At 61.4% G+C, this 23590-nt stretch carries 23 protein-coding genes and 1 tRNA gene; 8 read left to right on the top strand and 16 right to left on the bottom strand.

Annotated features, from left to right (window positions below):
* Positions 1-125: 125 nt before the first annotated feature.
* Both fliJ and fliI read right to left on the bottom strand, forming a co-directional pair.
* A complete protein-coding gene (gene fliJ, locus AB8A50_RS29960) occupies positions 126-545 on the bottom strand; it encodes a flagellar export protein FliJ (RefSeq protein WP_068737112.1) in 420 nt (139 codons plus the stop codon).
* A 109-nt stretch (positions 546-654) separates the two neighbouring features.
* Positions 655-1980, bottom strand: a complete 1326-nt coding sequence (fliI, locus tag AB8A50_RS29955; protein ID WP_439079887.1) for a flagellar protein export ATPase FliI — start codon at positions 1978-1980, stop codon at positions 655-657.
* Between the two features lie 372 nt (positions 1981-2352).
* Here fliI and ctrA point away from each other — a divergent pair, with 372 nt between their 5' ends.
* The 4 genes from ctrA to AB8A50_RS29935 all read left to right on the top strand — a co-directional run bounded on the left by ctrA (position 2353) and on the right by AB8A50_RS29935 (position 5184).
* Positions 2353-3054: a response regulator transcription factor CtrA gene (ctrA, locus tag AB8A50_RS29950; protein ID WP_068737116.1), complete on the top strand. Its 702-nt coding sequence runs from the start codon at positions 2353-2355 to the stop codon at positions 3052-3054.
* A 160-nt stretch (positions 3055-3214) separates the two neighbouring features.
* The gene (locus AB8A50_RS29945) at positions 3215-3625 is read left to right on the top strand and encodes a DUF350 domain-containing protein (RefSeq protein ID WP_439079886.1); all 411 of its coding nucleotides are present in this window, start codon (positions 3215-3217) and stop codon (positions 3623-3625) included.
* Complete coding sequence (locus tag AB8A50_RS29940; protein WP_439079885.1) at positions 3622-4020, top strand: hypothetical protein; 399 nt, start codon at positions 3622-3624, stop codon at positions 4018-4020. Before AB8A50_RS29945 ends, AB8A50_RS29940 begins: the two co-directional genes overlap by 4 nt.
* Before the next feature lie 6 nt (positions 4021-4026).
* Positions 4027-5184: a glutathionylspermidine synthase family protein gene (locus AB8A50_RS29935; RefSeq protein ID WP_439079884.1), complete on the top strand. Its 1158-nt coding sequence runs from the start codon at positions 4027-4029 to the stop codon at positions 5182-5184.
* Between the two features lie 6 nt (positions 5185-5190).
* On the opposite strand, the gene AB8A50_RS29930 is transcribed toward AB8A50_RS29935, so the two are convergent.
* The 6 genes from AB8A50_RS29930 to chpT form a co-directional block, all read right to left on the bottom strand.
* Positions 5191-6072 (bottom strand): CheR family methyltransferase, encoded by an 882-nt coding sequence (locus tag AB8A50_RS29930; protein WP_439079883.1) that lies wholly within the window; start codon positions 6070-6072, stop codon positions 5191-5193.
* Positions 6069-7235, bottom strand: coding sequence for a protein-glutamate methylesterase/protein-glutamine glutaminase (locus tag AB8A50_RS29925; RefSeq protein ID WP_093760980.1), 1167 nt, complete (start codon positions 7233-7235; stop codon positions 6069-6071). Before AB8A50_RS29925 ends, AB8A50_RS29930 begins: the two co-directional genes overlap by 4 nt.
* A gap of 103 nt (positions 7236-7338) precedes the next feature.
* The gene (locus AB8A50_RS29920) at positions 7339-7704 is read right to left on the bottom strand and encodes a response regulator (RefSeq protein ID WP_068737128.1); all 366 of its coding nucleotides are present in this window, start codon (positions 7702-7704) and stop codon (positions 7339-7341) included.
* Positions 7705-7749: 45 nt separating this feature from the next.
* Entirely contained in the window at positions 7750-8244 is a 495-nt protein-coding gene (locus AB8A50_RS29915) for a chemotaxis protein CheW (protein ID WP_120288931.1), read from the bottom strand.
* 11 nt (positions 8245-8255) lie between these two features.
* Entirely contained in the window at positions 8256-10988 is a 2733-nt protein-coding gene (locus tag AB8A50_RS29910) for a hybrid sensor histidine kinase/response regulator (protein ID WP_439070657.1), read from the bottom strand.
* A gap of 200 nt (positions 10989-11188) precedes the next feature.
* A complete protein-coding gene (gene chpT, locus AB8A50_RS29905; protein ID WP_068737134.1) occupies positions 11189-11836 on the bottom strand; it encodes a histidine phosphotransferase ChpT in 648 nt (215 codons plus the stop codon).
* A gap of 170 nt (positions 11837-12006) precedes the next feature.
* On the opposite strand from chpT, the gene cysQ reads away from it, so the two are divergent.
* Positions 12007-12843, top strand: coding sequence for a 3'(2'),5'-bisphosphate nucleotidase CysQ (cysQ, locus tag AB8A50_RS29900; RefSeq protein WP_439079882.1), 837 nt, complete (start codon positions 12007-12009; stop codon positions 12841-12843).
* Between the two features lie 7 nt (positions 12844-12850).
* On the opposite strand, the gene AB8A50_RS29895 is transcribed toward cysQ, so the two are convergent.
* Entirely contained in the window at positions 12851-13345 is a 495-nt protein-coding gene (locus AB8A50_RS29895; protein ID WP_176454721.1) for a YHS domain-containing (seleno)protein, read from the bottom strand.
* Positions 13346-13458: 113 nt separating this feature from the next.
* Between AB8A50_RS29895 and AB8A50_RS29890 the strand changes: the two genes are divergently transcribed.
* From AB8A50_RS29890 to AB8A50_RS29880, 3 genes are all read left to right on the top strand, one after another.
* Entirely contained in the window at positions 13459-14043 is a 585-nt protein-coding gene (locus tag AB8A50_RS29890) for a DUF1134 domain-containing protein (protein ID WP_068737140.1), read from the top strand.
* 135 nt (positions 14044-14178) lie between these two features.
* Complete coding sequence (locus AB8A50_RS29885) at positions 14179-15441, top strand: hypothetical protein (RefSeq protein WP_439079881.1); 1263 nt, start codon at positions 14179-14181, stop codon at positions 15439-15441.
* A gap of 170 nt (positions 15442-15611) precedes the next feature.
* Positions 15612-15686, top strand: a tRNA-Val gene (locus AB8A50_RS29880).
* A gap of 139 nt (positions 15687-15825) precedes the next feature.
* Here AB8A50_RS29880 and AB8A50_RS29875 read toward each other — a convergent pair.
* From AB8A50_RS29875 to AB8A50_RS29845, 7 genes are read right to left on the bottom strand one after another with little or no spacing between them, the layout of a single operon-like run.
* Positions 15826-16593 carry an enoyl-CoA hydratase gene (locus AB8A50_RS29875; protein WP_089267526.1) on the bottom strand — a complete coding sequence of 256 codons (768 nt, stop codon included), beginning with the start codon at positions 16591-16593 and terminating at the stop codon, positions 15826-15828.
* Positions 16594-16603: 10 nt separating this feature from the next.
* Positions 16604-17611 (bottom strand): NAD(P)H-dependent flavin oxidoreductase, encoded by a 1008-nt coding sequence (locus AB8A50_RS29870; RefSeq protein WP_439080059.1) that lies wholly within the window; start codon positions 17609-17611, stop codon positions 16604-16606.
* A 37-nt stretch (positions 17612-17648) separates the two neighbouring features.
* Complete coding sequence (locus AB8A50_RS29865; protein ID WP_439079880.1) at positions 17649-18836, bottom strand: acetyl-CoA C-acyltransferase; 1188 nt, start codon at positions 18834-18836, stop codon at positions 17649-17651.
* 41 nt (positions 18837-18877) lie between these two features.
* Positions 18878-20008, bottom strand: coding sequence for an acyl-CoA dehydrogenase family protein (locus AB8A50_RS29860; RefSeq protein WP_439070653.1), 1131 nt, complete (start codon positions 20006-20008; stop codon positions 18878-18880).
* A 21-nt stretch (positions 20009-20029) separates the two neighbouring features.
* On the bottom strand, positions 20030-21211 hold the full coding sequence (locus tag AB8A50_RS29855; protein WP_120288904.1) for an acyl-CoA dehydrogenase family protein: 1182 nt from the start codon (positions 21209-21211) through the stop codon (positions 20030-20032).
* Positions 21212-21217: 6 nt separating this feature from the next.
* A complete protein-coding gene (locus AB8A50_RS29850; RefSeq protein WP_089267531.1) occupies positions 21218-21961 on the bottom strand; it encodes an SDR family NAD(P)-dependent oxidoreductase in 744 nt (247 codons plus the stop codon).
* A gap of 51 nt (positions 21962-22012) precedes the next feature.
* Complete coding sequence (locus AB8A50_RS29845; RefSeq protein WP_439079879.1) at positions 22013-23566, bottom strand: class I adenylate-forming enzyme family protein; 1554 nt, start codon at positions 23564-23566, stop codon at positions 22013-22015.
* Positions 23567-23590 lie beyond the last annotated feature (24 nt).

Here is a 23590-nt window from a genome sequence, read left to right as displayed (position 1 = left end):
ATTATAGCAAGCGGGCCATGTCGCTGTTTATGCTGTGGATAGACCACAAACAGCAAACCCGGACCTCGCGGCCCGGGCTTGATGACTTCAATCTTTGAGGCTCGTTGGCTCGCCGCTTCTGCGGATCAGGCCACTGCGCCGATGCGGGCACGCATCAGGCCAATGCTGTCGAGGTCGGCCTGTTCGCGTGCGTTCTCTTCGTCGCGTGCACGGGCCTGGTCGCGCTCATCGAGCAGTTCGACCTTCTTGAGTTCTTCGAAAGCTTCACTCAGCAATGCCTTCGCGTCTTCGAGCTGCACGCGCAGCTCATCGGCCGAACGTGTCAGGTTCTCGCGACGTTGAATCGCAGCCTTCGCATAGGTGGGATAGGCAAAGTGAGTGGGATCCTGAATACCGGCGCGATCCTGTTCGGTCTGGATCTCGCGCTCGAGATCGACCGACATGCGCTGGAAATCCGCGATCATGCCTTCGATCTGATTGACCCGGCGGCGCTTCTCATCGACCTGGAACTTCTTCAGGCGGATCAGGGTGTCACGTGACTTCATCGACTCATACTCCCCAGAAGTCCCAGTCTCAACGCGGGACACAACCGGACAACCGCAAGGGGCTGACCGGCCGAAATTCTTCTCTGAGGGTCATGATGGCCTGACAAAGTTAGCGTTCCGTTTCCAAACCACCAACGATTTGTTGCAGTTGCTGATAGCCTTGGGCCAGTCCGCAGACTTCGTCCTTCCGTTGCCGCAGGAATGCCTCAAGCGGCTCATGGAGCCGGATCGCCTCGTCCACTTCCGGACTGGAACCGGCGCGATAGGCACCCAGCCGGATCAGCTCTTCCATATCCGAATAGGTCGCCATGATCTGCCGCGCCCTCGTGATCGTCGGCAAATAGGCTGGATCGCAGGACCGCGGCATGGTTCGCGACACCGACTTCAGAATATTGATAGCAGGATAGCGGCCGCGCTCGGCGATACCGCGTTGCATCACGATATGGCCATCGAGAATGCCGCGCACGGCGTCCGCAACGGGTTCGTTGTGATCGTCGCCGTCGACCAGCACCGTGAAGATGCCCGTGATGGATCCTTCATCGGTGCCCGGCCCTGCCCGCTCCAGCAGTTTCGGCAGTTCGGTGAACACCGTCGGTGTATAGCCTTTTGCAGTCGGCGGCTCGCCGACGGACAGGCCGATCTCGCGCTGCGCCATGGCGAAACGCGTGACCGAGTCCATCATGCACATGACGTCCTTGCCCTCATCGCGGAAGAACTCCGAGATCGACAGCGTCAGATAGGCCGCCTGGCGCCGCATCAGTGCAGGCTCGTCCGAAGTCGCCACGACTACGACGGCGCGTGCGAGACCTTCTTCGCCCAAGTCCTCCTGCAAGAACTCCTGCACTTCACGGCCACGTTCGCCGATCAGGCCGATGACCGACACGTCGGCATCGACATTGCGTGCCAGCATGGACAGCAAGACCGACTTGCCGACGCCGGAGCCCGCAAAGATGCCCATGCGCTGGCCGCGGCAGCAGGTCAGGAAGGTATTGAGCGAGCGCACCCCGAGATCGAGCGGCGCGCCGACGCGTTTGCGAGAATGGGCGGGCGGCGGAGACGCGCGATACGGCATCGGTGCCGGACCCTGCAGCAACGACCCCTTGCCGTCGATCGGCTCGCCCATGGCGTTCACGACGCGGCCGAGCCAGGCGATCGAGGGCCGCACCTGGCTGGCGGCATTGGCGATCACCGCCCGGCAGCCGCGACGTACGCCTTCCAGTCCGGCAAAGGGCATCACCACGGCGTTGTCGCCACTGAAACCGATCACCTCGGCAGGGATGGAACGGCTTGTGCCGGTCTCGATGGTAATGCGGGCACCGACCGACATCGCGTGGATCGGCCCGGCCACCTCAACCATTAACCCGCGAACACCGACCACCCGGCCGTAAATATTGACGCCATCGAGGTCAGTAATCTGTTCCGCAAGGGCTTTCATTGCAAAACCCTTAAGTTTCGCTTCATTGCCGGCTCGGCCTTAACCCCGTGTTTACCCGCATCGTTAATCATTACGTCACTGTCTTGGATGACTGAGAGCATTCGCGCCATCAGAAGGAAGGGGCGAGTCGATGGAGTCGGTTAAGTCCGGCTCTTAATGTGGAGCTTGAACGGGTACGGGTACAAAAAGAGTCTTTGCTGCAACATCTTATGGCGATTCGACAAAAATTGCACGATTAGAGCTTGCGCTGAAGAATCAGGTTTTGTTAACCATATCCAGTCAGGATCCGAATCAGTTGTTCGTAGGCGTTTTTTGGTGCCGCAAGTATGGCGGCCGACCTGACGCCCGGAGCGGCGACTAAAGGGGACTGGCATGCGCGTTTTGCTAATTGAAGATGATAGCGCCGTTGCGCAGTCGATTGAGCTGATGCTCAAATCCGAGAGTTTCAACGTCTATACGACGGATCTCGGAGAAGAGGGCGTCGATCTCGGCAAGCTCTACGACTACGATATTATCCTGCTCGATCTCAATCTGCCGGACATGTCCGGTTACGATGTGCTCAAGCAGCTGCGGGTGTCCAAGATCAAGACCCCGATCCTCATTCTCTCGGGCCTCGCCGGCATCGAGGACAAGGTCAAGGGTCTCGGCGTCGGCGCCGACGACTACATGACCAAGCCCTTCCACAAGGACGAGCTGGTTGCCCGCATTCATGCGATCGTGCGCCGCTCCAAGGGCCACGCCCAGTCGGTCATCCAGACCGGCGACCTGGTGGTCAATCTCGATACCAAGACGGTGGAAGTCGGCGGTCAGCGCGTCCATCTGACGGGCAAGGAATACCAGATGCTGGAGCTGCTCTCGCTCCGCAAGGGCACCACCCTCACCAAGGAAATGTTCCTCAACCACCTCTATGGTGGCATGGACGAGCCCGAACTGAAGATCATCGACGTTTTCATCTGCAAGCTGCGCAAGAAGCTGGCGAATGCTTCCGAAGGCCGCAACTTCATCGAAACCGTCTGGGGCCGTGGCTATGTGCTCCGCGAACCGCACGAAGAAGAGATCCGCATCCCGGCCTGAGTTTCAAACCGGCTTAAGCGTCACTCCCCGAAAGTTCTCACGAAACCCCGCCGAAAGGCGGGGTTTTTGTTTGCGTGGATGAACCCACCCTTTGCTTACAGCGACGAATGCCATAGGCGAATACCAAGCGATCATGCTTGGCGCACATTTCGGGGGCGGAATGGTTCTGCAATCTCTGGTCGGGCTGCTGGCCTTTCTGGTCTATTTCTGCACCGGCATTGTCGCCGTGATGCTGTATCTCTTCGTCTATCTGCGCGTCACCGCACATGACGAGTTCGCACTGATCCGCAAGGATTGCGCGCCAGCTGCGATCGCACTCGGGCTCAGCCTGCTCGGCTTCGTGCTGCCGGTGGCTAGCGCGATCGTCCACTCCGCCAATGTCATCGATTGTCTGATCTGGGCGATCATCGCGCTGATCGTGCAGATCGCTGTCTATTTCATTCTCCGCATTCCGGTGCCGCAATTGTCAGATCGCATAGCCAATGGCGAGATGGCCCCGGCCCTCTGGCTCGGCCTCGCCTCCCTTGCTGCCGGCGTGCTGAACGCTGCCTCCATGGTGTATTCGCCATGACCAGCAGGCCCGCAAAGAACTTCGGCAAGCGCCAGCCCGTGCAGCCGATGCATGAGGAAGCCCCGTCGCGCAAACGCTCCAACCACGTGGCGCTCTTGCTCATGGGCACCATGGCCCTGGGCGGCGGCGCCTATGCGCTGATGCCGAGCGAACATTGCGACCCGAACCGCGCGGCCATCGCCGGCCAGCAGCAGGAGTGTCAGCAACGCAGTTCGTCGTCATCCTCCGGCGGCCATGGCTATTCAGGGGGCAGCAGCAGTTCTTCGGGACGCAGCAACTTCGCCAGCACCGGATCGTCATCCAGCGGCGGATATGACAGCTCGTCATCCAGCAGCAGCCACGTAACCCATGGTGGCTTCGGCTCCTTCGCCTCGCATTTCTCCGGCGGCGGCTAGTTTCTCATGCAACGCATCGCATGTTCCGAGCGTGACGATTGGCAGGCCACCGCGGCTGCGACGGGCTTCGTATTTCATACCGAGGCCGGCGATCGCTATTGGGACGAGCGCGCCTACTACGCTTTCACGCTGGATGAGATCGAGCGTCAGATCGAGGCCCCGACCGCCGAACTCAACGCGATGTGCCGCGAGCTGGTGAGCCGTGCGGTCAAGGATGAGCGCTATCTGCGGCTGCTGAAGATCCCGCAGGCCTACTGGACCTTCATCGCCGCAAGCTGGCAACGGAGCGATCCCAGCCTCTACGGCCGCTTCGATTTCCAGTTCGACGGCAAAGGTCCGGCAAAGCTGCTCGAATACAATGCGGACACGCCAACCTCACTGTTCGAGGCCGCGGTGTTTCAATGGACCTGGCTCGAACAGGCGATCGAGCGCCAGATCATCCCGAAGCGGGCCGATCAATACAACTCGCTGCATGAGCGGCTTATCGAGGCCTGGCGCAAGATCGGCGCCGACAAAGCCATTCATCTCGCAGCCGCCATGGACAATGCCGAGGACCGCGGCACGGTGCAGTATCTCGCCGATGTCGCGCAGCAAGGCGGCCTCACACCGGCGCTGATCGACATCAAGGACATCGGTTATGCCGACACCGGGCACTTCGTCGATCTCAAGGACCAGCCGATCGACCTGATGTTCAAACTCTATCCCTGGGAATGGATGTTCCGTGAGGAATACGGCGGCCGTCTGAAAGGCGCATCGACACGCTGGATCGAGCCACCGTGGAAAGCCATTCTGTCCAACAAGGGTATCTTGCCGCTGCTATGGGCGATGTTTCCGAACCACCCGAACCTGCTGCCGGCCTATTTCGACGATGATGCTGCAGCCGCTGAGCTCGGCACATCCTATGTGCGCAAGCCGCTCTATTCGCGCGAAGGCGCCAATGTCACGCTGGTGAGCGGCGGCAGCGCCATCGATGCGCAGCCCGGTCCCTATGGCGAAGAAGGTTTCATCCGGCAGATGCTGATGCCGCTGCCGAACTTTGCGGATCAGTATCCGGTGCTGGGCAGCTGGCTGGTCGATGAGGTGCCATGCGGGCTCTCGATCCGCGAGGATGAGAATCCGATCACCGGCAACATGTCGCGCTTCATTCCGCACGCGATCCTGTGACGGCGCTCAGCGTGCCGGCGAAGCAGCGGCCTTCAGACCCACAGGTGTCATGCTCGGCACGATCGACGGTGCGGCACGCAAAACGTTCGGGCGGTACAGACCACGCTTGTCGGCATGCGGCTTGAACGCGTCGGTTAGACCGACAACGGTCTCTGCGGCGCCCAGCGCCAGGAAGCCATCAGGCTCCGTGCACTTGGCAAGGCGGCCAAAGATCTGCGTCTTCATCTCCTGATCGAAATAGATCAGCACGTTGCGGCAGAAGACGATGTCGAACTTGCCCATGCTGGAGAAGTCCTGCAGCAGATTGAGCGGCTTGTACTGGATCATCGACCGGATCTCCGGATTGATCTGCCACATCTCGCCGGTCTGCTTGAAGTATTTGACCAGCAGCTGGATCGGCAATCCGCGCTGCACTTCGAACTGGGTGTAGATGCCCGACTTCGACTTCTCGAGCACCTGCTGCGAGATATCTGTGCCGATGATCTCGATCCGCCATCCGGCGAGCTGGGCGCTCATTTCCTTGATGGTCATCGCGATCGAATACGGCTCCTGACCGGTGGACGCAGCCGCACACCAGATCCGCAGGCTCTTGCGGGCGGCACGTGCCTGGATCATCTCCGGCAGCACGACGTCGCGCAGATGGTCGAATGGAAGCTTGTCGCGGAAGAAGAAGGTCTCGTTGGTGGTCATCGCCTCGACCACCTCGGACGCAACCGTGGACGAGCCGTTCTTGATCTTCTGAACCAACTCTTCAATGCCCGACAGGTTGGCCTTGCGCGCGAGCGGCATCAGCCGGCTTTCGACCAGATACTGCTTGTCAGCAGACAGATCGAGACCCGAGCGCTCCTTTAGGAACTTGCGCAGGAAATCATAGTCTGCCGGTGTCATGACCGATCTCCCGAGAAAAGACGAACCACTTTCGAACCGATTTGATTGAGCGGCAGGATAGCCGAGCAGATGCCCGCATTGGCGGCAGCGCCGGGCATACCCCACACCACGCTCGATGCTTCGTCCTGCGCGATGACATTGCCGCCAGCCGCGACGATATCCTTGCCGCCGCGCATGCCGTCCGAACCCATGCCTGTCAGCACGACGGCGAGAATGGCGCCGTGCCAGACGTCGATGGCAGACGTGAACAGCGGATCGACAGCAGGCTTGCAGAAATTCACCGGCGGACCGTCATCGAGCGCGATGGCGATGTTGGCACCCTGCTTGACGGCGCGCATATGCTTGCCGCCCGGCGCAAGGTAGATCTGACCAGCCTTGACGATCTCACCATCGACACCTTCGCGAGCCGGACGCTTGCTGGCGCGCGCAAGATGTTCGGCGAGAATGGTCGTAAAGGTCGGCGGCATATGCTGCGTGATCAGCACCGGCACCTTGTCGATCACGGCGCCGATTTCGGCAACCAGCGTCATCAGGGCCTGCGGACCACCAGTGGACGAACCGATCAGCAGCGCGCGTGGCATCGTGGCGCTGAAAGGACGCTTCACGAGCTGCGCCTGCGCGGCGACTGATGTCACGGACTTGAAAGACGGTGCAGCCTCACGCGCCGCGGGAGCTGGCACGATCGACGGCGTCGTCGCCGACTTCAGGCGGCGAACCTTCGCGCCAAGATGACGGATCTTCTGCAACAGGTCGTGCTTGAAGATGTCGGCTGCGGAAATCTCCCGGGTGCTCTCCGGTTTCGGAATGTAGTCGGCGGCGCCGAGCGACATCGCCTTGAAGCTGATTTCCGCGTTGCGGCGGGTCAGCGTCGACGCCATGATGATAATGAGATTCCGCTTCTTCGCCAGCAGCTGCGGCAGCGCCGAAATGCCATCGAGCTCCGGCATTTCAATATCGAGAATCGCAACGTCGGGATTGATGCGCTCGATCTGGTTGACGGCATCGAGACCAGTACGAAGCGACGCCGCGACGGCCATGTCAGGCTCGGCCTCGATCCAGCGCGAGATCAGGCCGCGAATGACGACGGAGTCGTCCACCACCATGACTCGCAGTGGCTCATACCGCGAATCGACAACAGGAGGACTTATCACATCAACACTCATGAACTCACCGGACGCAACACAACGCGACAAATGCACTGACAAAACAAATGCACAAACAAAAAGGCGGGCGCCGGAAGTGGAATACGCAATTCCGGCGTAGAACTTAGATCAGGCCGACTTCCTGAAACTTCGCCGACACGATTTCCTTGTCGAACGGTTTCATGATGTATTCGTTCGCGCCGGCATGCAGAGCGCGCGCGATGTGGGCCACATCGTTTTCGGTCGTGCAGAACACGACCTTTGGAACGTCACCGCCAGGCATGCGGCGCAGGTTACGGAGGAACTCGTAGCCATCCATCACCGGCATGTTCCAATCAAGCAGAACAGCGTCCGGCAGGTTCTGCTTGCAGATTTCGAGCGCTTTCTCGCCGTCTTCAGCTTCGGTAATCTCGAAATCGAGACCTTCGAGAATCCGACGGGCGACCTTACGGATGACACTGGAGTCATCGACAACCAGACATGTCTTCATGTGAGCCTCATTTTCACCGCGGACAAAATTGTCCAAGTGCTGGTCTTAGGCGGCCAGCTTGTCAGGCGAGATTTCAAGGATGCGATCAACGTCGAGTACGACCATCAGTTGCCCATCGAGACGATGGACGCCATCGGCCATCTTGGCCATGCGCGGATCCAGATTGACCGGATTCACCTCACGGCTCTCATCGGCAAGCTTCAGGACTTCGCCGATCGAATCGATCAGCAAGCCGTAGGATTCACCGCGGAGATCGACGCCCACAGCCATCGGCGGCTTGCCGTCATCGTTCTTCGGCAGGCCAAGGCGCGAACGCATGTCGATCGCGGTCACAATTCGACCGCGCAGATTGAGCACGCCGGCGACGTCGCTGGAGGACAGCGGCACGCGGGTCAGACGCTCGGGCATGAACACGTCCTGCACGCGCGAGATCGGCATGCCGAACAGCTGTCCACCGATCATGGTGGTCACGTATTCGGTGATCGCGCCGTCAGCGCTCGGAGCCTTGGTGGTGGTGGTGGTCGTAGTGGCGGTGGTCATTGCGATTTCCCTCACGCAGCCTGGCGAACTTCAGTGGTCTGTTCTTTGAGCGCCGCAATCAGGCCGGGGCGATCGAACTTGGCGACGTAGTCATGGAAACCTGCGAGGCGACCGCGCTCGATGGCAGCCGGCGAGATCATCGCCGAGAGAGCAATGATCGGCGTGTGGCTGAGTTTCTGATCCGCACGGATGGTCTCGGCGAATTCGAAGCCGTTCATATCCGGCATTTCGATGTCGGTAAGGATTACGTCGACCTCCTGACCCGAGCGCAGGAATGACAAACCTTCCTGGGCGTTGGTGGCGACGCGTACCTTGTAGCCGGCAGCCTTGAGCACGGGGGAGAGCATGTTGCGGAAGAACGCGGAGTCGTCGACCAGCAGCACCGATTGGGCGGTTGCCGAGACACGCATTTCCTTACGCGAGAACCAATCGGCGAAAGCCATCGGCAGGAAGTGACCGACGTCGATCACTTCGGTCGCGAGACCCTTGATGACAGCGGAGCCGAGGATTCCCTCGCGACCGCTGGCCACTTCGATATGCAGCCGCTCTTCGACGATATCGACGATTTCGTCGACGACGAGACCCATCGAGCGACCGTCGTCTGCGAAAACGAGGATTGGCTGGGTACCCGACGTACGGACGGTCACGCCTTCCATCTGCACCAGCGGCATCAGCTGATCGCGATACTGGACCATGTAACGGCCGTTCGACAGCTCGACCTTGTCAACGCCCACTTCTTCGAGACGCGTGACGAGACCGAGCGGCACCGCCTTGGGCTGTGCGGAGCCGGCGCGGAAGACCAGCAGCGACGTCAGCTGTTCTGCATTCATCGCGCGCATTGCGGCGTTCTCGTCGGCAATCTCGTGAGCGTTGGATGCCAGAGCACCAAGCTCCTGTGCGATGCCGTTCGGATCGACAATCATGATCACCGCGCCATCGCCCAGGATGGTGTTGCCGGAGAACATGCCGATGTGACGGAGCTTGGTGGACATCGGCTTGACGACGATTTCTTCGGTGTGGAAGACGCCATCGACGACGATGCCGAAGGTCTGGTTGCCCACCTGGGTCACGACGATGAAGCCGTTCTCCGGATCGGCCGACGAGCCGTCATCGATCTGCAGCAGCTTCTTCAGATGCATCAGCGGCAGCAACTTGTTGCGCAGACGGAGTACCGGGGTGTCCTTGATGCGCTCGATGCGATGTTCGGAGTTGGCGCGCGCACGCACCAGTTCGACGACCGCGAGCTGCGGGATCGCGAAGCGATCACCACCGGCTTCGACGATCAGCGCCGACACGATGGCCAGCGTGAGCGGGATCTTGATGGTGACACTGGAGCCCTCGCCGGCGACCGACTTGATGTCGATGGTGCCGCCGATCTGATCGATATTGGTGCGCACCACGTCCATGCCGACGCCGCGGCCGGAGACGCTGGTAACTGCAGCTGCAGTCGAGAAGCCCGGTGCGAAGATGAACTTGTGAATCTGGGCTTCCGACATCTTCTCGATATCGGCTTCGGTGGCCAGACCGTTCGAAATCGCCTTCGCCTTGATCCGCTCGGTGTTGAGGCCGCGGCCGTTGTCGGCGATGCAGATCAGGATGTGGCCGCCTTCGTGATAGGCGGACAGACGGATCGTGCCCTGCTCCGGCTTGCCTTCGGCAGCGCGCTCAGCCGGCGTTTCGAGGCCGTGATCCGCCGAGTTGCGCACCATGTGGGTGAGCGGATCCTTGATAAGGTCGAGCACCTGGCGATCGAGTTCGGTATCGGCGCCGTGCATCTCGAGTTCGATCTGCTTGCCGAGTTCGCCGGCCAGATCGCGCACGATACGCGGCAACTTCTGCCAGGCATTGCCGATCGGCTGCATGCGGGTCTTCATGACGCCGTCCTGCAGTTCGGCGGTCACGGTGGACAGGCGCTGCAGCGGCACCTTGAATTCGGTGTCTTCATGACGACGGCTGATTTCCAGCAGCTGGTTGCGGGTCAGCACCAGCTCCGAGACCATGGTCATCAGATGTTCGAGCGTGTCGACGTTCACGCGGATTGACTGGTTCGCGACCTTGTCAGCTTCTGGCTGGTCGACCTCGACTGCGGTCTTCTTGGCGGCAGGCTTCGGAGCAGCAGCCTTCGGCGCGGCGGGCTTTTCAGCAACCGGAGCCGGCGGCGCGACGGGCGCTGCAGGCGCAGGCGCAGCAGCTGCTACGGGCGGTGCCACTTCGATGGCGGTTTCCTGGAAGGCGCGCTCAAGCTCTTCGAGCGAGACTTCGCCTGGGCGCAATTCACGCTCCAAGGTCGGAACGACCAACGGGGCCGACTCGGCCACGACAGGCGCTTCCGGTGCGATCGGAGGAGCAGATTCCGTCATCGATTCCATGCCTTTTTCGACCATGTGATGCAGTTCGCCAATCAGATCTTCGTCGACGCCTTCCGGCTCCACTTCCGTGGCTTCGAGCTGACTGAGAATTTCCTTGATGCGATCGATCGTGGTCAGGATGAGCGTAACCGCCTCTCCGGTAACCGGCATTCCATCGCGGAATTTGCCCATCAATGTCTCGGCGGCGTGGGCCAGGGCTTCGAGACGGGGCAGTCCGAGAAATCCGCACGTGCCTTTGATGGTGTGAACCAGGCGAAAAATATTATCGAGAATTTTCGCGTTATTCGGGTCCTGTTCGAAGCGGACCAGCTGATTGTCAACCGTATCCAGGCTCTCGTTGGTTTCCGTCAAAAACTCGCGGAGAAGATCATCCATGAAAATAGGCCTTCACACTCCAGGCTCGCGACTTTCGCTACGCCTTTCGAAGTCTGGCTACTTTCCCCGCAAAGCGTTTAATATTAGTTGAGCATTCCCAAAAACAATGAATGCGACATTTAGCTATATGCTCGCACACGTACGAGCCCGCCAAACGGCGGACTCGTAAAGAGTTCATTAAGAGTTGAATGAGTTTGCGATCAGATCGCGGTGACGACGATGGCGTCGCCTTCGGGCACCAAGGTCACCTTGAGGCCGCAAGCCTGCGCCAGCAGCCGCGTGTAGTAAGGCTGCACGGCATGGGCATCGATGCTGCCAACTTGTTCCGAGGCCAGCATATCGACGATGGCCTGCGGCAGGCGCGCGTTGAGGCCTGCGGCCGTGATCTTGAAACCCTGCGGCTCACCTTCGCCGATGCCATCGATCTTGAGCACGCCGCCGCGCGGAATCGTCTGCTGCGCGATTACCAGCATGTTGAGCAGCAGCTTGACCTTGTTCTTCGGCAGCAGAAGCCGCGGCAGATTCCATTCGATCTTGGTCTTGGCGTCTTCAAGATGACCGCGCGACATGGTCTGCGCGTCGCCGAGATCGATCTGCGCGCCAGCGGAACCGGCGGCGCCGAAGGCGAGCCGGCAGAACTGCAGCCGGGCCGATGCGGTCTTGGCGCTTTTCCGGATCAGATCGAGCGCGAATTCCTTGTCTTCCGGCTTGGGATTGTCATCGAGCACTTCCAACCCGTTGACGATGGCGCCCACGGGGCTGATCAGGTCGTGGCAGACCCGCGAGCAGAGCAATGCCGCGAGTTCGAGGGCATCGGGGGCCGGACCTGGCGTGGGAGTGTCGGACATGAAATGCGCTCCTGGGGCCACACAGAATGAACGGCGAATCAAGCATTTGCTTTACGGTTAGATACACCGCAGATGGTGGCGCGACCACACCAGGGCTGGCAAAGTCCACCGGCGCAGCGCCCAAGCGTAGAAATGAACGGGGATGACATGCAGAGGATCAAGGCTTCCCGATGACGGATGATTCGCGACCTCGCATGGATGCCGCGCGGGCTGCCACCCTGATGGCGCCGCTGACCGAGCTCGCCGCACAGGCCGGCGCAGCTATCCTCAAGGTCAACCGCACTGTCATGACCGTGGATGGCAAGGCGGACGGCTCGCCCGTGACCGAAGCCGATCTCGCGGCCGACCATGTCATCGGCGAAGGACTGGCCCGGCTGTTTCCGGGAATCCCGTCGCTGTCCGAAGAGCGCCTGCACCTGGCGACACCGCCTTATGCCGGCACCCTGTTCCTGATCGACCCGCTCGACGGCACCAAGGAATTCGTCGCCGGCCGTCAGGAGTTCACCGTCAATATTGCATTGATCGTCGATGGCACTCCGCTGCTGGGTATTGTCGGTGCCCCCGCCCTCGGGCTGATCTGGCGCGGGCTGGTCGGGCGCGGCGCCGAACGTGTCGAACTCGCACCAGACCTGTCCATCCGCAAGGTCACACCGATCCAGACCCGCGCTGCGCCTGCTCCGGGCGCGGCGTGGACCGCTGCGGTCAGCCGTTCCCATGGCGACCAGCGAACCGAAGCTTTCATCGCCAGCCGCCCCGGTGCTGTCAGACAGGAGTTCGGCTCGGCGCTGAAATTCTGTCGCGTGGCCGAGGGCCAGGCCGACATCTATCCGCGGCTGGCGCCGACCTGCGAATGGGATGTGGCCGCCGGCCATGCCGTGGTGGTGGCCGCAGGTGGCAAGGTGACCGACACCTTTGGCAAGGCGGTTCGCTTCGGCGGCAACCGGGAAGACTTCATCGTGCCGGAATTCATCGCCTGGGGTGATCCCACCGCGAGCGCGCGCGGCTGAACCCGCATTATTTCGCCAGGATATCCTGCACGCCCGGCCAGCGCTTGCGCGCGCCGGGCAGATATTTGGCCGGTGCCGCAGCAAAGGCGTCGCGGGTTTCCTCCCGGCCGAACAGGTAAAGGCGTTCGCCCGTAATGAGCCACAAACGCGGATTGCCGGCGAAGGCGACCCCGCGGGCGACGTCGACAGGATCATAGCCACCGAATTGCGGACCGTAGATGTCCGGATGCGCGGCGAAGGAGGCGCGGTTGCCCTCATTGCGGAAGCGCCAGACCGTGCCCTCTTCCGACATTTCGAAGTCCGGCTGCCCCAGCGTCGGGCGGCCTTCGGTGAAATAGGCCACCGGATCGAAACCGCTGATTGCGAGACCCGTATATCGGTCAGTGACCACGCGCTCACTGGTCGCAGCCTGCGCGCCCGCCGGGACCAGAGCGGCCGCCAGCAGCAGAATCAAGGCAATTCCACGGCTCCAGCCTGACAATTCCCGCCGTTGTGCCGTCATAGTTGATACCGATAGTATAGGGAGTCGGGGACAATGACTGCAGAGTTAAACCGTGCTTCTCAGCATCCGGTTAAAGCCGCGGTCGCAAATTTGAAATACCAGGGGTTCTTTTCATGACCTTCGCATCACGCCTGGCAGCGGTCGCGCTAGCCACGTTCACGCTCGCCTTCTCGCCGGCTTCTGCGCAGCAATCACCGCGCGGCCAGGCCGCACCGGACACCTACCGGTCCGAAGAACTCATGACGGCCGGACACCGGTTTTTCGGCAATGTCTCGCGCGGCCTCGCCTCGGTGATCGAGAAGGCTGTCAGCCAGTGGGGGCTGCCGAACGGTTATATTCTGGGCGAGGAAGGCAGCGGCGCGATCGTGGCAGGCCTCCGTTACGGCGAAGGTACGCTCTATACGAAGAATGCCGGCGATCTGCGCGTCTACTGGCAAGGTCCCTCGGTCGGCTTCGACTGGGGCGGCGACGGCGCCCGTACCATGACGCTGGTCTATAACCTGCCCGCCACCCAGGCGATCTATCAGCGCTTCGCCGGTATCGACGGCTCCGCCTACATCATCGGCGGCTTCGGTATGACGGCACTGACTGCCAACAATGTCGTGCTGGTGCCGATCCGTTCGGGTCTCGGCCTGCGGCTCGGCGCCAATATCGGCTATCTCAAATATACCCCCAGCGCGACCTGGAACCCGTTCTAACCTCTTCGATCGGAAAGGCGCGCGATCAAGCGCTTCTGAACGGCTGAATAAAGGTTAACGAGGCGTTACGCTGTCTTTGCCGGCGGTGCCGTGGCATGCTAACCGCTGCATTTTGAGAGCGTGGGAGCATTCGTCATGGTTGAACCGATCATGTATCTGGCGATCGGTTTTCTGATCTCGATGCTCTGCGGCCTGATGATCATGCCGCTGGTGCACAACCGCGCCGTCCGCCTTACCACCCGCCGGCTCGAAGCCGCGACGCCGCTGTCGATGGCGGAAATCCAGGCCGACAAGGACCAACTGCGCGCGGAATTCGCGATGGCGGCACGCCGGCTGGAAATGAGCGTCGACCAGCTCAAGAACAAGACCACCAGCCAGCTCGCCGAACTCGGCAAGAAGTCCGACGCCATCAACCGCATGAAGCTTGAGCTCGGCGAAAAGAACGCCACGATCTTCGCGCTGGAAGCCCGTGAAGCCGCCGTGAAGGAAAAGCTTGGCCTCACCGAGGCCGACTTCACCAGCAAGACGGAAGCGTTGCGCGCCGCCGAAAAGGCCCTGAGCGACAAGCAAAGCGAGCTCGCCAAGCTGAACCACGACCTCTCGGACCGCTCCATGGTGGCCGACACCCGCCAGGTCGAGCTCATCGCCCTGCGCGCGCAGGTCGAGGAATTGAAGGGCCGCGTCGGCGATGCCGAAAAGGAATTCGCCAATACGCAGCACCGACTAGAGCTGCAGCGCGGCGAGTCCGACACCGCAACGCGTGAACTCACTGAGGCGCGCGCGCGCGTCGAGAATCTCAGCCAGCGCGTGACTGATCTCGATCAGCAGCTCACCATTCAGGTCCGCGAAGCCGAACAGCTCGGCGCCCGCGTCACCGATCTCGAGAGCCAGCTCTCGACCCAGACCAAGATCCTGGCCGAACGCGATTTCGAGAACAGCCAGTTGCGTCAGGCCAATGAGGCCGCCGAACAGATCGCGCGCGACCTGCGCGTCGAGCTCGCCGCCATGAACGGCGCCAAGGGATCGCCCGTCATCGAGAAGCTGCGCGCCGAGAAGGCCGCGGTGGAGACCGAGCTCGCCGCCGCCCGCGAGGAGCGCGCCAAGCTGCAGCGCGACCTCAACGGCGTCCATCAGCAGGCCGAGAGCGCATGGGCCACCGAGCGCATGGAAAACGCGCTGCTGCGCGAGCGCATCAACGACATCGCCGCCGAAGTGGCCAAAATGGCGATGACACTGGAAGGGCCGAATTCGCCCATCGAGGCAATTTTGGCCGCCGCTCCGGCGCCCGCGGCCCAGCCGCGCCCGGCCAATGACGCAGGTTTCGCCCCCAACAGCACCCTCGCCGACCGGATCCGGGCGCTGCAGTCCCATGCCTCCCGCGCCACGCAGCCGGGCTAAATCACGGGCCAGGAACCCAAATCGCCCGCATGGCCGGATGGGGAGACTTATTGTGCGGAGTTGCGGCAGGGTTTGCTTGACACCCCCGCCCCCTATTCCCTAAATCGCGCCACTGACGTCAGTCCCCGCCGGGCCATTACCGCCCGGCCTTTTGGTCTGTACGGCATCCCGGGCGCATAGCTCAGCGGGAGAGCGTTCCCTTCACACGGGAGAGGTCCAAGGTTCGATCCCTTGTGCGCCCACCATTATTCCATCACATTCAAGTACTTAGCGGCCTTATTCCCTCAAAGTGTGCCCCGGAAAAGCTGGGGCACAGCAGGGGCACACTCGTTTCGGCGCTTGATCATCGTCATGGATTGCCGGCGCAGCTCTCTAGCCGCCAAGTTAGACTTTCGTGAAATCGGGCTTTCGCTTCTCTGCAAAGGCAGAGAAGGCCTCGCGAGCTTCCGCGCTCTGAAGCCGCTCTTTGAAAAGAGCGCTCTCTTCAGCGATCCTTTCAACCATTTCCTGCTGCTCCCGCATCAAAAGCTTTGTATGGCGAAGTGCGCCTGTCGGACGCTGCGTCAAAGTCAGGGCGGCGGTCGCCGCCCTCGCACGAACATCGCCGATAGGGACGACGGCATTGGCAAGTCCGCATTGAAGTGCGGTTACCGCATCCATCGGCTCTCCCAACGCGAACATGGCATACGCCCTCACGTGCCCGATCCGCGAAGGGAGCAACCAACTCGACGCGGCTTCGGGCACCAGCGCCAAGTTGACGAAAGGCGTGATCAGGCGCGCATTCTCCGCCAGGTAGACCAGATCGCAATGCAGGAGCATCGTGGTTCCGACACCAACGGCGTTTCCCTGGACGGCCGCGACGAGCGGCTTGGTCGCCTTTGCTAAATTGCCGATAAAGCGAAACGCGGGACTGTCAGTGGTTTCGTTTGCCGTGGACTGGGCGGCAAAGTCCGCCAAGTCGTTGCCGGAGGTGAAGCTGTCGCCGTCGCCCTGAAACAGAACGACCTTGACGGCAGGATCCCTTTCGGCGCGTTCGAGGCCTTCCGACATCGCGTCGTACATCGCTCCGGTCAGCGCGTTCTTCTTCTCGGGACGCGAGATCGTGAGCGTCATCACGCCATCGACGACATCCGTCTTCAAATGATCCGTCATGCCATCGTCCTCAGCTTGCGGCGCGCAGGGGTTCGCAGGCAGAGGCGTTAAGAAAACCGGTCAAGCGCTGGCGGATGATGCGTTCGGCGTCCGCCATGATGCGATCGATCAGTTCCTTGACGGTCGGGATGTCGTTGATGAGGCCCGCAACCATGCCGCAGCTCCAGGCGCCGGCGTCCATGTCACCGTCGACCATGACTTTCGGATACACGCCCGCCACTTCATTGATGATGTCGCCGATGACCAATGAGTCGCCCTTAGCTTGTTCGGTTGCGATCAGCCGCTCGACTCCGGCGTTATTGAGAACGCGCTCGGTATTCCTCAGCGAGCGCATCACTAGACGCGTATCGAGTTCCGACGCCTTGACGATCGCATCCTTGACGTTCTGATGGACGGGCGCCTCTTTGGTTGCCACGAACCGGGTGCCCATGTTCATGCCCGCAGCGCCCATCGCGAGCGCCGCAACCAGACTACGCGCGTCGGCCATCCCTCCCGATGCAACGAACGGGATCTTCAGTTCTTCGGCAGCGCGCGGCAGCAGAATCATGTTTGGCATGTCGTCTTCGCCGGGATGACCACCGCATTCGAATCCGTCGACGCTGACGGCGTCGCAACCGATCTTCTCCGCCTTCAACGAATGGCGGACGGATGTGCATTTGTGGATAACTTTGATGCCCGCCTCCTTCAGGGCCGGCATGTACTGCTCAGGACTTCGGCCAGCGGTTTCGACGGCCTTGATGCCACCTTCCTTGATCGCGGCGATGTATTCCGGATATGGCGGGGCGTCGAACGTCGGCAGAAACGTGAGGTTCACGCCGAACGGTTTGTCGGTCATGTCGTGACAGCGCGCGATTTCCTTCGCGAGGTTCTCGGGCGTCCGCTGGGTCAATCCAGTGATGATGCCGAGGCCACCGGCGTTCGAGACGGCCGCGGCGAGTTCGGCAAAGCCCACATAGTGCATGCCGCCTTGAATGATGGGATGTTCGATCCCGAACAGGTCTGTGATCGCGGTTCTCATGATCGTCTCCGACTCTCGCTGTTTAGGTTTCTGATTATCAGTGAACGATTTCGAGCAGGCCGGCCGCACCCATGCCGCCGCCTACGCACATCGTGACCACCGCGTACTTCGCCTTGCGACGACGCCCCTCGATCAGCGCATGACCCGTCAGCCGCGCGCCGGTCATGCCATAGGGGTGACCGACAGCGATGGAGCCGCCGTTGACGTTGAGCTTCTCGGGATCAATGCCGAGCGTGTCGCGGCAGTAGATAACCTGGACCGCGAATGCCTCGTTCAATTCCCAAAGGTCGATGTCGTCGATCGTGAGACCATGGCGCTTGAGAAGGCGAGGCACTGCGAAGATCGGGCCGATTCCCATCTCGTCGGGCTCGCAGCCCGCCGACACAAAGCCGCGGAAGATGCCAAGCGGCTTTAGGCCCTTTTGGGCGGCGAGCTTGTCGCTCATGATAACGGTGGCGCTGGCACCGTCCGATAGCTGGCTCGCGTTGCCGCCAGTGATGGAGTAGCCCGGCCCTTTCGCCGGCTTGACTTTGGCCAGTCCCTCGGCGGTCGTGTCAGGACGCGGGCCCTCGTCCGCCGAGAGCGTGATCTCGTTGTAGGAGATGGCGCCGGTCTCCTTGTTAGTCACGACCATCGTCGTCTTGATCGGCGCCAGTTCGTCATTGAAGCGGCCGGCCTGCTGCGCGGCTGCGGTGCGGCGCTGACTTTCGAGACTGTATTCGTCCTGCGCGTCCCGAGAGATGTTGTAGCGTTTTGCGACGTTTTCGGCCGTATCCAGCATTGCGATGTAAGCGTCGCCTTTGATCGCCAGCAGCTCTGGGTCAACCGCGTGCCACTGGTTCATATGTTCGTTCTGGACGAGGCTAATGGATTCACCGCCTCCGCCGACCGCGACCTCTACGCCGTCGAAGATCACCGACCGGGCGGCAAGCGCGATCGCCTGGAGCCCCGACGCACACTGTCTGTCGATGGTGGTGCCGGCGACCGTGACAGAAAGACCGGCGCGAAGCAGAGCCTTGCGGGCGATGTTCGATCCCGTCGTGCCCTGCTGCATGGCGCACCCCATCACCACGTCCTCCACCTCTCCGCCTATGATGTTCGCGCGGATGAGCGCCGCCGAAATGGCGTGTCCCATCATGGTCGCACCTTCGGTATTGTTGAGCGCGCCCTTATAGGCCTTTCCTATCGGGGTGCGGGCGGTCGATACGATTACGGCTTCGGTCATTTATTATTTCCTTGGCTGGATGGGACGGGCGTGACCGCGCGTCATGCGGCGTGGGCGAATCGCATCAGATGGAAAGCGGGGTCGCCGAACTGGATGTCGATGGCGCCGATACGTTTGAAATAGTGACCGACCTTGAGCTCGTCGCTCATGCCCATGCCACCGTGCAGTTGGATCGCCTGTTCGCCGATGAAGCGCGCAGCATATCCGACCTTTGTCTTCGCACCGGAGGCGAGCTTCGTGACATGGGCGTCGTTGGACGCCAGCGTCAGGGTCAGATGCTGCATCAACGAGACGGCTTCCTGCAGCGCGATAAACATGTCGACCATTCTGTGCTGCAGCACCTGAAACGATCCGAGGGTCACGCCGAATTGCTTGCGGGTCTTGCTGTAGTCTAGCGTCGCCGCATTCAGCTCGGTCATTGCGCCTATAGCCTCGGCACACAGTCCGCCGATGCCGCGGTCGCGACAGCTCTCGAGCGCGACGACTCCCTGGCCTTCGCGTCCGAGCAGGTTGACCGCCGGGATGCGAACATCCTTCAGCGTGACCTCGGCGGCGCGCCTGCCGTCGACCGTCCGGTAGCTTTGCATGTGTAGACCGGCCGCCCGGCTGTCGACGATGAACAGGGACACGCCGTCACGATCGCCATCTCGGCCGGACGTTCTCGCGGAGACGATCAGCCGGTCGGCCCACGGAGCACCGATCACGGCGGCTTTCGTTCCCGACAGGACGTAGTCATCACCACTTCGGTCCGCAGACACCGATACCTTGTTGAGGTTGTACCGAGATCCCGGTTCGGCCCAGGCCAACGCCCACGTCGCCTCGCCCGCTGCGATCTCGGCGAGCAATTCCCCGCGTTGGTCGTCGGTCCCCAATGCCTCGATTAGCCCTCCCGCCAGCACGACCGTCTCGAAATATGGCTCGACGACGAGGCTGCGGCCGAACTCCTGCATAACGATCATGGTCGTCAGCGGGCCGTTCCCGAGGCCGCCATATTCCTCCGCGAACGGTGCCGCCAGAAGACCGAGGTCGGCGAACTTTGCCCACACCGCGCGACTCCAACCATCTTCGCCCGCGACGATCTTCGCTCGGTCATCGAAGCCGTATTCATCCTTCAGGAACCGTTGCACGCTGTTGCGGAGCAATTCCTGGTCTTCGGTCAGTTCGATGTCCATGGACGCCTCTCCTGGTGCGGGTCAAAGACCGAGCACGGCTTTCGCGATGATGTTGCGTTGAATCTCGTTGGATCCGCCGTAGATGCTGAGCTTGCGCGAGTTGAGGTATTTTTCCGCCGACGTATGCCCATAGTCAGGCCCGGGCATGAAACGGTTCCCGCTGACGGGATGCTCTCGAAGAGCAACGCCGTAATTGCCCATCGCGCGGTGCGTGAGGTCGGTAATGCGCTGGAAGATCTCGGTGCCTCTGATCTTGAAGAGCGATGCGGCCGGGCCGGGATCGATACCGCGCGACATCTGCGCGACAACCCTCAATTCCGTCGCTTCGAGGGCCAGCACATCCAATTCGACACGGGCGATCTCACGGATGAACTCCGCGAAACTCGGATCGTCCTCGGGAATTTCCGCCCTGACGATGTCCTTGAGCCGCCGCAGGTACCGCGTCGAACGACCAATACCCGCCATGCTGGTGCGTTCGTTGCCGAGGAGGAATTTTGCGTAGGTCCAGCCCTTGTTCTCCTCGCCGATCAGATTCTCGATCGGCACCCGCACGTCCTCAAGGAAGACATCGTTGACCTCATGTGAGCCGTCGATCGTGATGATCGGCCGAACCGTCACACCCGGCGTTTTCATGTCGATCAGCAGGAACGAGATTCCTGCCTGGGGCTTCCCGGACGGATCGGTGCGGACGAGGCAGAAGATCCAGTCCGCGTGCTGCGCGAGAGTGGTCCATGTCTTGTGCCCGTTGACGACATAATGATCGCCATCACGAACCGCCTTGGTCCTGACCGAGGCTAGATCCGACCCCGAACCCGGCTCCGAGTAGCCTTGGCACCACCAGTCCTCGCCCGACAATATGCGTGGCAGGAACCTCGCCTTCTGCGCCTCCTTCCCGAACGTGTAGATGACCGGGCCGACCATCGTCACGCTGAAGGCGAGCGGAGGAAGCGTCCCCGCACGCGAGGTCTCCTGGTCCCAGATGAAGCGCTGGGTGAGAGACCAACCGGGTCCGCCATACTCCTTCGGCCAGAGCGGCGCGATCCAACCCTTCTTATGTAGGATCTTGTGCCAGAGAAGCGATTGCTCCTTGGTCAGGTCGGTCTCCGGGTTGGCGACGCGCATTTCCTTGGGGTAATGCTCCGCGATAAAGGAGCGAACCTCATCGCGGAAGGCTGCATCTTCGGCAGAGAGATTCAGCTCCATGGCAAGCTACCACTTCTCGCCAAATGGCCGGATCTCGTGCTCGAACGTCCATGCGTCACGCGGCTGCTGGTAAAGTGCCCAGTAAGCCTCGGCGACAGCAGCCGGCCGCATCAAACGGTTCGGATCGAGGTTTTCCATCGCCTTCGGCCCTTCGCGGCTGGTGATCAGCTGCCGCACCCATTCCGTATCCACGCTCGAGTCGATGATCAGGTGCGCGACGTGAATGTTCTTTGGGCCGAGCTCCCTGGCCATCGATTGCGCAACGGCTCGGAGACCGAACTTGGCGCTGGCAAAAGCGGCGAAACCGTTGCCGCCCCGCAGGCTTGCCGTCGCGCCCGTGAAGAAGATGTTGCCCTTTCCGCGCGCCAGCATCGCCCGCGCCGCCTCGCGGCCGGCCAGGAAGCCGGAGTAACACGCCATCTCCCAGACCTTGCGGAACACACGTTCGGTCGTCTCCACGATCGGAAAGTTGACGTTAGCACCGATGTTGAAAACACAGATCTCCAACGGCGCATGGGCGTCGGCGTCGGCGATGAATTTCACCATCTCCTCTTCCTTGCGCGCATCGAGAGCACGCCCAAATACGGTGCCCCCCGCGGCCTCGATCTCCTTGATCAGCGGCTCGAGCTTCTCGCCCTGGCGGCGCCCCACGAAGACCGTGAAACCTTCCGCAGCGAATTTCTTGGCGATCTCGCCGCCGATGAAGTCACCTGCGCCAACGACGGCTACTGTTGCATTGCGTTTTTTCAACTGAGTTCTCCCGGATGCGAGTACGCGGCGGCGAACGCCACCGCAATCTGCTTAGCTGCGCAGCGATTCCGCCAGCTTGTGCTTCAGAATCTTGCCCGTGGATGTGGCCGGCAGCGCCGGCAGCACGATGATCTCCGACGGGCGCTTGTAGGATGTGAGCTGAGGGCGGACATGCGCCATCAGATCGGAGGCCGTTGTCTCGGTCCCCTGAAGAAGCTGCACAAAGGCGACGACCTCTTCGTTACCGTCCACCGGGCGCCCCACGACCGCACACTGCACGACCGAGGCATGCGTACTCAACACCGCTTCGATCTCGGCGGGGTAAACGTTGAAGCCCGAGCGGATGATCATTTCCTTGGTGCGGCCGACAATGAAGAGACAATCCCCCTCGAAGCGGGCCAGATCGCCGGTGTTGAACCAGCCATCCGGATCGATCGCCTTCGCGGTCAGATCCGGCGCCCGATAATAGCCGCGCATCACATTCCGCCCGCGGACATGGAGCTCGCCGACCTCGCCGGCAGTCTTGTGCGATCCGTCGAGACCCACAATCCTGGCCTCGACACCAGGCAGCAGCGGGCCAACCGCCTGATCGTCGCGCGGCGCATCAATGCGCACGCCGGATAATCCGGGTGAGCACTCGGTGATGCCATAGCCGTTCAACAGTGAGAGCCCGAGTTCGCGCTCGACGCGCGACTTCAGGTCCAGGTCGAGCGGCGCACCTGCGACCGCAATAAGACGCAACGAGCCTCGATCGAGCTTGCTCAAACCGGTAACCGATTTGTATTCCAGCAATCGCTGATAGGTCCCCGGCACGCCATTCAGGATCGTGATGCCTTCGTCCGAGATCGCCTTTGCCAGTGCGGCCGGATCATACTTGCTTGCCAACCGGACGGGCGCACCCGTCATCAAGGTCATCACCAGCAACGAAATGCCGACGATGTGCGAGATCGGGAGAACGATGTACTGCTTGTCGTCTGGCGTCATGCGACGGATGTCGGCCGTGGTCTTGGCGCTGAACAGCAGATTCTCGTGCGTCAGCATCACGCCTTTGGGCGTGCCGGTCGTACCCGACGTATAAATGAGAACGGCCACCTGATCTTTCGGGCTGTCCTCCACTCGCTCGGGTGACGTGCCCTCGTTGAGAGCGGTAACGGCCACCTCCGATAGCGGGCCGATCCGATGCGTTTGGGCTTCATACCGCGCGGCATGGCTCGCAGCTTCCTTGGACACGCCGACCGTCAGAAGCACACGGCGTGCGCCGCTGTGATCCCTGATCTGATCCAGCTCACGAGCGGAAAGCCGTGGATTGACGACGATCGCCCAGACATCGAGGCGACTTGCCGCGAGCAGCAGACCTGCGAGCGGAATGCTGTTTTCGCTGACGATCATCAGGCGGTCGCCGGGCCTGATGCCGAGCTTGGTGAGGTCAAAGGCAATATCCGCGACGGCCTTATGCAACTGACCATAGGTCATGCTGTCCCCGTCGTCGATCAACGCTATCCGATCGGGTGTTTCGACAGCATGGCAATCAATGACCTGGTCGATGCGGCGCGGCAACGCGGAAAGTATGCGCGCTGCCTCATCGGTTTCCACCGTCTTCAACATCTTCGTCCTCCCGGGAAAAGAGCC

This window comes from Tardiphaga sp. 841_E9_N1_2, assembly GCF_051811065.1.
Taxonomy (GTDB): Bacteria; Pseudomonadota; Alphaproteobacteria; order Rhizobiales; family Xanthobacteraceae; genus Tardiphaga; species Tardiphaga robiniae.
This window is presented reverse-complemented; position numbering and strand designations above follow the sequence as displayed.

Coding starts and splice junctions, on each gene's coding strand:
- AB8A50_RS29860 (WP_439070653.1), bottom strand. CDS start 20,008: ATGGACATCGAACTGACCGAAGACCAGGAATTGCTCCGCAACAGCGTG.
- AB8A50_RS29855 (WP_120288904.1), bottom strand. CDS start 21,211: ATGGAGCTGAATCTCTCTGCCGAAGATGCAGCCTTCCGCGATGAGGTT.
- AB8A50_RS29935 (WP_439079884.1), top strand. CDS start 4,027: ATGCAACGCATCGCATGTTCCGAGCGTGACGATTGGCAGGCCACCGCG.
- chpT (WP_068737134.1), bottom strand. CDS start 11,836: ATGTCCGACACTCCCACGCCAGGTCCGGCCCCCGATGCCCTCGAACTC.
- AB8A50_RS29925 (WP_093760980.1), bottom strand. CDS start 7,235: ATGAGTGTTGATGTGATAAGTCCTCCTGTTGTCGATTCGCGGTATGAG.
- AB8A50_RS29930 (WP_439079883.1), bottom strand. CDS start 6,072: ATGACACCGGCAGACTATGATTTCCTGCGCAAGTTCCTAAAGGAGCGC.
- AB8A50_RS29845 (WP_439079879.1), bottom strand. CDS start 23,566: ATGTTGAAGACGGTGGAAACCGATGAGGCAGCGCGCATACTTTCCGCG.
- AB8A50_RS29895 (WP_176454721.1), bottom strand. CDS start 13,345: ATGACGGCACAACGGCGGGAATTGTCAGGCTGGAGCCGTGGAATTGCC.
- fliI (WP_439079887.1), bottom strand. CDS start 1,980: ATGAAAGCCCTTGCGGAACAGATTACTGACCTCGATGGCGTCAATATT.
- AB8A50_RS29910 (WP_439070657.1), bottom strand. CDS start 10,988: ATGGATGATCTTCTCCGCGAGTTTTTGACGGAAACCAACGAGAGCCTG.
- AB8A50_RS29915 (WP_120288931.1), bottom strand. CDS start 8,244: ATGACCACCGCCACTACGACCACCACCACCACCAAGGCTCCGAGCGCT.
- AB8A50_RS29885 (WP_439079881.1), top strand. CDS start 14,179: ATGGTTGAACCGATCATGTATCTGGCGATCGGTTTTCTGATCTCGATG.
- cysQ (WP_439079882.1), top strand. CDS start 12,007: ATGACGGATGATTCGCGACCTCGCATGGATGCCGCGCGGGCTGCCACC.
- ctrA (WP_068737116.1), top strand. CDS start 2,353: ATGCGCGTTTTGCTAATTGAAGATGATAGCGCCGTTGCGCAGTCGATT.
- AB8A50_RS29920 (WP_068737128.1), bottom strand. CDS start 7,704: ATGAAGACATGTCTGGTTGTCGATGACTCCAGTGTCATCCGTAAGGTC.
- AB8A50_RS29890 (WP_068737140.1), top strand. CDS start 13,459: ATGACCTTCGCATCACGCCTGGCAGCGGTCGCGCTAGCCACGTTCACG.
- fliJ (WP_068737112.1), bottom strand. CDS start 545: ATGAAGTCACGTGACACCCTGATCCGCCTGAAGAAGTTCCAGGTCGAT.
- AB8A50_RS29945 (WP_439079886.1), top strand. CDS start 3,215: ATGGTTCTGCAATCTCTGGTCGGGCTGCTGGCCTTTCTGGTCTATTTC.
- AB8A50_RS29940 (WP_439079885.1), top strand. CDS start 3,622: ATGACCAGCAGGCCCGCAAAGAACTTCGGCAAGCGCCAGCCCGTGCAG.
- AB8A50_RS29865 (WP_439079880.1), bottom strand. CDS start 18,836: ATGACCGAAGCCGTAATCGTATCGACCGCCCGCACCCCGATAGGAAAG.
- AB8A50_RS29875 (WP_089267526.1), bottom strand. CDS start 16,593: ATGACGGATCATTTGAAGACGGATGTCGTCGATGGCGTGATGACGCTC.
- AB8A50_RS29870 (WP_439080059.1), bottom strand. CDS start 17,611: ATGAGAACCGCGATCACAGACCTGTTCGGGATCGAACATCCCATCATT.